Raw genomic sequence first — 1,090 nt, forward strand, 5'->3', positions numbered from 1 at the left:
AGATTAGGAATAGTTACAGCTACTCCTGTACCCGATGCCGTAGCTAAGTACCAATTATCAGTATTTATACCATCAAGGTTATTAGTGGTTACCATATTAGCAGCCGAACTAGCTGGCGGATTTTGTATACCTGGGCGATATATCGCAAAGTACGCTTTAGTAGTCGAGCTAAAGGTACCCGAACTAGTAGCACTAATAATAGCATGGGTACGCGATACACAACCCGAAATAGTAGGGAAAGTGATGCTCATCACATTCGAGTTCGGATTTATCACTAAATTATGTACTTTGTTACAACCATTAGCATCAGTTATTGTTACCTGATAGTTACCATAGTCTAAACTACCAAAAGCTAATGATATATTATTCGAGGTCGCCGTTTGGGTAGCTTCTGCATTGGTACTCGTGTTAAGTACCTTCACTACATAAGGAGCCGTACCACCTGTAGTCAAACCAACGGTTATTTCTGCCAAATCAGCTGCCGTACAACCCATTTGTTTAGTAATAGTCGCTGTTGACACTAATGGGTCTATCTTATCGATAGTGAATGACTTAGTAGCCACACAACCACGAGCATCGGTTAGGTAAGCGGTATAATTACCCGCTGCCATAGCTGTTGTATTAGTTTGTACTACATTAGCCGCATTGCGTATTACTAGCGTATGCGAAGTAGTACCTACATAGTAATCGGCTGGGGTAATAAGTACCGAACCATTATCTTCACCACAAATAGCTTTTGTTGTGGTAAAGGTATCGCTCAAGAAACGTGGTGGGTCATAGCTAATACGCACCAAACGATCGCGTCTACACTCATTACCATCAGGACTGTAGGTTACCATAAACTGTATGGTGCTATCAGTAGCCACCGGTATAGGTATAGTAACTGAAGCATTAGTAGTATTAGTAGCGATATGAGTAAAAGTAACCCCACCATCTATACTATATTTAAAAGCTTTGTCCATAGTAGGTACACCACCTGTTACCGATAGGTCAAAGGTTTGGCTGCTACTATTACAGCTCGCATACAACTGAGTTGTAGGCGATACCTGCAAACTGAGTGGGGCATATATCTCTGCCGATACAGTAGTCT

At 41.7% G+C, this 1,090-nt stretch carries 1 protein-coding gene; it reads right to left on the reverse strand.

The annotated features are described in order from the left end of the window. Positions 1 to 962 (reverse strand): hypothetical protein (locus HMPREF9441_RS17015; protein WP_008623353.1); only part of this gene is annotated, 962 nt, incomplete at its 3' end. Positions 963 to 1,090: the final 128 nt, after the last annotated feature.

The organism is Paraprevotella clara YIT 11840, assembly GCF_000233955.1.
In the GTDB taxonomy this organism is placed as follows: Bacteria; Bacteroidota; Bacteroidia; order Bacteroidales; family Bacteroidaceae; genus Paraprevotella; species Paraprevotella clara.